This window comes from Nitrococcus sp. (assembly GCF_059432795.1).
Map to the genome: position 1 here is coordinate 1 of NZ_JBXWZQ010000170.1, position 4,601 is coordinate 4,601.

The window sequence follows — 4,601 nt, forward strand, 5'->3', positions numbered from 1 at the left end:
CCCCCCTACTTCAGGCTGATGGAAGAGGTCAACCTCCAAGCCGGCCGCCCCTTCGAGGACCTGCCGGTGCCGTGGCTTTCGCCGCAAGAATTTGCCCGGCGAAGCGCCAACGGCACCCTGATCGACACGCGGGACGTCGAGGCCTACGCGGGGGGGCACATCGCCGGCGCCTACAGCGTTTGGCTCAACGGCATGGCCCGCTATGGGGGCTGGGTGAGCGATGATGCCACACCGATCTACCTAGTGGCCGATGGTCCTCAGGCGTTGCGCGAAGCCCGGCTGGCGCTGGCGCGCATCGGGCGCGACAACGTGGCCGGAGCCCTCGCCGGCGGTTTTGAAGCGTGGCGCAATTCCGGGCTTCCAATCGAGTTGGCCGGCACCGTCTCGGCGCGCCAACTCGCCGAGCGGCGCGAGCGTTTCGTTGTCCTCGATGTCCGAGAAGCCGGCGAGTATGAGGGCGAAGGACATATTCCGGAGGCACGTCACATCCACGTCGGGCACCTGGAGGCGCGGATCGACGACCTCGGGCTCCCCACGGACACAGAAGTCGTTTGCACCTGCAGCGTCGGCCATCGGGGCAGTCTCGGCGTCAGTATTCTCAAGCGCCACGGCTTCACCAACGCCTACAACCTGCTTGGCGGCATGACCGCCTGGACGGCTCTCGGCCTGCCGACCGCCGAAAACGAGGCAGTAACGTAAGGAAACGGCGCCACGCAGCGATCTGCCGGCGAAAATCCAATCGCCCGACGCCCTCGGGTCAGGTGCAGCGAGAACGGAATCCGATTCAGGCCTCTTTCGCCGAGCCCGTCTGCTCGGCCGCGCCGTAGTCCCGCTCCAGATGAGACGCGTCGTTGAAGCAATGGATGCGCCAGTGCCGGGTATTGAGCCGGGCGTCGCTCGAGCCAGGCCAGAACTTTTCGTCCAAGGTGAAATCGAAGACCGCCGTATTGCGTACCCGAATACCCCACGTCCGGTCGGTGCCGAGGAGCGCGACAATGATGTGCTGCAGAATGCCGCCATGGCTGAATGCCACGATCACGTCGCCGGCGCCGTGGCCATCGATAAGCGATGCGATTACTCTCCGGCCACGCGCACGACGCTGCTCGAGGTCTTCGGCCCCTTCCACCACGGCCCAGTCGCCACTGTCGCGAAACGCCCGCGCCATGGCCGGGTACTGGGCGTCGATTTCCTCCCAGCTCAGCCCGGAGAATATCCCGACGTTATATTCGATAAGCTCATCCCACTGGACGAGGGGCGCTTGCCATGATCGGCAAACGATGCGGGCGGTCTCTAGGGTCCGCCGCAGCGGCGAGCTGTAGACATGAGTCGGCTCGAGGCATTCCATCTGAAATCGCTGGAACAGCCGTTCCGACTGCCGACGCCCCGTCGGCGTGAGGTCGAACTCCGCATGCCCTTGCAGTCGACCTTGTGCATTACCCTCGGATTCCGCATGGCGTACCAAAACACAACGCATTAACTTCTCCAGTGCAGTTGCAGGCGTCGCGGCCCAAGCGCAGGCGAACGGCAAGCTGTGAGCCTCCCGCTCGAATGATGCAGAGATCGACGCTTCTTGCTGTGACGCCCTGCCATCACGCTGGCGAGCCCGACCGGGCATTAACCGCCAAGAGTCCGGACCGCCGCCGCCCATCGAGCTGAGGTATGCTTCGGCTGCCGAGGGGAACCGGATCAAGGCGAACTTAACGAACCGTTAACGACAACGAGCGCAGAATCTTCCGTCGCCCCTGCAAGCGGAGCCAACATGGATGCAAAACTTCAGCGTGCCCTCGTCACGCTCCAGCGCACCCAACGCTTCTCGCACCGAGTGCTTGTGTATTTTTTGTCGAATCACGGCATTTTGCTGGCTGGCGGCGTCGGTTACAACGTGCTGTTGTCTATCGTACCGCTGTTCGCGGTGTTCCTGGCAGTCCTCTCGCGCATCGTTGACGAGGCTCAGCTCATTGCCACGATTCACGCCCAAGCCCAGTTGCTGGTTCCGGGACAGGCCGAACTGCTGGTGGCCACGGTCGAGCAATTCATTCATGACAGAGGGTTCGTCGGCGGTGTCGGATTTCTGGTCTTATTGTTCTTCAGCTCTCTCGCCTTTCGAATGCTGGAGGATGCGATTTCAATCATTTTTCACCACCGTGCACATGTTTACAGGCGCAGTTTCTGGATGTCGGCGTTACTGCCGTATCTCTATGTGCTGATTCTGGGATTCGGCGTGTTGGCGCTGACGCTGGTCGTCGCCTCCGTGAACCGGCTCAGCGGCGGCAATCACGACGTATCGGGGTCCGAATTGACCCTGAGCTGGGAGGCGGCCACCGTGCTTTACGGGTTCGGATTCATTGGCATCGGGCTGCTTTTCACCTCCATCTACAAAGTGCTGCCCGTGGTGCGGATCGCGCTGCGCCGGGCCCTCGTCGGCGGCTTCATCGCCGCCGTGCTTTGGGAGCTGAGCTTGTGGGCGCTTGTTTACTACTTCGATAACATTTCGTTGGTGAACGCCGTTTACGGCTCTTTCGCAACGCTGATCGTGGTGCTGCTCAGCTTCGAGCTCGGGGCCGTCAAACAGTTGCTCGGAGCACAGGTCATAGCCGAACTGGAGCGCAGCGCGGAGGCAGGGGTCGCGTGGCACGAGGACGCGGAGCAAGTACGCCCATAACGGCGAACACCGAGAGCGTTTTCGCTTACCAGCCCGCCCCGTCTCGCGGCGGAGCGTGCTACTGCAGGTTCGTATCCGCAGCAATCCGCACGTCGAGGCAGGATTCTGTCAACTCGCGTGCCATGTGCAAAGCCGCTGATGTTTATGCACCAGGCGCTCATGGAGAGACTTTTGGCCTCACCGATATCCCTTTTTTGCACGGCGCTTGCACAGGCACGCAATGCCTTGGCGTTTGTCTAAACCACAGTCAATGCGACCCGGTGGCACACTTCCAGAAGCTTGGAGGCTGTTATGAAGGCTGTGGTATTTCATGACGTCGGTGATATTCCACTCGATGACGTGGCCGAGCCGAAAATTCAGACGCCCGACGATGCAGTGATCAAGATTACTCACAGCGCCATTTGCGGCACCGACCTGCACATGGTGCGCGGCACGCTGCCCGGCATGAAACCGGGCACACCATACTAGGTCACGAAGCGGTCGGGATCGTCGAAGAAACAGGCAGCCGAGTACGCAATTTACTACCGGGCAAACGCGTTGTCGTGCTTTCGACCATTGCGTGCGGACGGTGCACCTATTGTCGGGACGCCTATTACGCTCAGTGCGATGAAGCGAATCCGAACGGCAAGCTCGCCGGGACGGCATTTTTCGGCGGACCCGAGCCGAGTGGACCATTTCATGGCCTTCAGGCCGAATATGCGCGTATCCCGTTTGCCGCCACCGGTTTGGTCAAGTTGCCCGATGAGGTATCCGACGAGGACGCCATTCTGGTCTCGGACGTGGTTCCCACCGGGTTTTTCGGTGCCGACCTTGCAGGAATCAAGGCGGGCATGACAGCGGCTGTGTTCGGGTGTGGCGCGGTGGGCCAATTCGCGATCACCGCGGCGCTGTCCAATGGCGCAGGACGGGTGTGGCGGTCGATACCCTGCCCTCTCGGCTCGAAATGGCCTGTCGACAGGGAGCGGAAGCCATCGATTTCAACGCCGAAGACCCGGTCTCGAGCATACGAGAGCTGACTTTGGGGGCGGGCGCGGACTGCGTAATCGATGCCGTCGGCGTCGATGCGGAACCCGCCAGCGCAGGACCGAGCGCCGCCACCTCCGACAAGCTTGCCCGGTACGAGCACGAACGCGCCGAAGTGGCTCCGCGCACCCACTCACCCGACGGGCTTCGTTGGCGACCGGGGGGCGCGCCTTCGCAAGCTTTGGAATGGTCGATCAATGCCGTTGCCAAGGGCGGTGTCGTGTCTTTGATTGGCGTCTATCCACCCAGCCAGACCGGCTTTCCTATTGGGCTCGCCATGCAGCGCAATCTGACCCTGCGCATGGGTAATTGCAACCACCGTCATTATGTGCCGGGGCTGGTCAGCCGGGTAAAAAACGGCACGCTGGACCCACGCGCCGTGGTGCCTCAAACCGAGCCGCTGCCCGATGTCATAGCGGCTTACGAGGCCTTCGATACCCGCCAGGCGGGGTGGGTGAAGGTATCGTTCGTTCCATCCGGCTAGGGCCACGCCGGCGGCAAGCCACCCACGCGAATTCAACACCTCCCGCCACCGGCGATCACTGAGCGCAGCATGTAACGCAAGACGTCCGCCCTGCCACTCGGCGGGGCGAACTCCTGATGCCGATTGCCATGGGGGCCGGACGTGGCGCAGCACCGGGGCCGGTTCAGCCCGAGCTTTGCGGCCCGCCACGCGATTCGCTGACCGCGGTTGCACGTCAACCAGCGATTTTGCCGTGCTCGCGCAGCATCTTGAGTTGAAAGAGGCTTTCGCGCTCGTCCTCCTCCAGGGCGCCTTCAATTTCGCGAACGCGCCGCTGATACTGGGGAATGATGTTGTGCTTCAACGCATTGACTCGCCTCTGGATCCGGCGGTGCTCACGCAGCAGGCGCCGCAGAGCGGTTTCGGACTCTCCCAATACGGCCAGGGTTTCGA

At 62.3% G+C, this 4,601-nt stretch carries 7 protein-coding genes; 5 read left to right on the plus strand and 2 right to left on the minus strand.

The genetic code is table 11. The features are described 5' to 3' along the window. On the plus strand, positions 1-699 hold a 699-nt coding region (locus AC52Q4_RS12010), incomplete at its 5' end, for a rhodanese-like domain-containing protein (RefSeq protein WP_495537036.1). Between the two features lie 85 nt (positions 700-784). Here AC52Q4_RS12010 and AC52Q4_RS12015 read toward each other — a convergent pair. Beyond that, on the minus strand, positions 785-1,474 hold the full coding sequence (locus tag AC52Q4_RS12015; RefSeq protein ID WP_495537037.1) for a histidine phosphatase family protein: 690 nt from the start codon (positions 1,472-1,474) through the stop codon (positions 785-787). Positions 1,475-1,759: 285 nt separating this feature from the next. Here AC52Q4_RS12015 and AC52Q4_RS12020 point away from each other — a divergent pair, with 285 nt between their 5' ends. From AC52Q4_RS12020 to AC52Q4_RS12035, 4 genes are all read left to right on the plus strand, one after another. Next, positions 1,760-2,662 (plus strand): YihY/virulence factor BrkB family protein, encoded by a 903-nt coding sequence (locus AC52Q4_RS12020; protein ID WP_495537038.1) that lies wholly within the window; start codon positions 1,760-1,762, stop codon positions 2,660-2,662. Between the two features lie 291 nt (positions 2,663-2,953). Beyond that, positions 2,954-3,130: a hypothetical protein gene (locus AC52Q4_RS12025; RefSeq protein WP_495537039.1), complete on the plus strand. Its 177-nt coding sequence runs from the start codon at positions 2,954-2,956 to the stop codon at positions 3,128-3,130. Continuing rightward, the gene (locus tag AC52Q4_RS12030; RefSeq protein WP_495537040.1) at positions 3,064-3,678 is read left to right on the plus strand and encodes an alcohol dehydrogenase catalytic domain-containing protein; all 615 of its coding nucleotides are present in this window, start codon (positions 3,064-3,066) and stop codon (positions 3,676-3,678) included. Before AC52Q4_RS12025 ends, AC52Q4_RS12030 begins: the two co-directional genes overlap by 67 nt. Then, entirely contained in the window at positions 3,573-4,169 is a 597-nt protein-coding gene (locus AC52Q4_RS12035) for an MDR/zinc-dependent alcohol dehydrogenase-like family protein (RefSeq protein ID WP_495537042.1), read from the plus strand. Before AC52Q4_RS12030 ends, AC52Q4_RS12035 begins: the two co-directional genes overlap by 106 nt. Positions 4,170-4,383: 214 nt before the next feature. Here AC52Q4_RS12035 and AC52Q4_RS12040 read toward each other — a convergent pair. Beyond that, positions 4,384-4,601: V-type ATP synthase subunit D (locus tag AC52Q4_RS12040; protein WP_495537041.1), on the minus strand; the 218-nt coding region annotated here is incomplete at its 5' end.

Coding starts and splice junctions, on each gene's coding strand:
- AC52Q4_RS12015 (WP_495537037.1), bottom strand. CDS start 1,474: ATGCGTTGTGTTTTGGTACGCCATGCGGAATCCGAGGGTAATGCACAA.
- AC52Q4_RS12025 (WP_495537039.1), top strand. CDS start 2,954: ATGAAGGCTGTGGTATTTCATGACGTCGGTGATATTCCACTCGATGAC.
- AC52Q4_RS12020 (WP_495537038.1), top strand. CDS start 1,760: ATGGATGCAAAACTTCAGCGTGCCCTCGTCACGCTCCAGCGCACCCAA.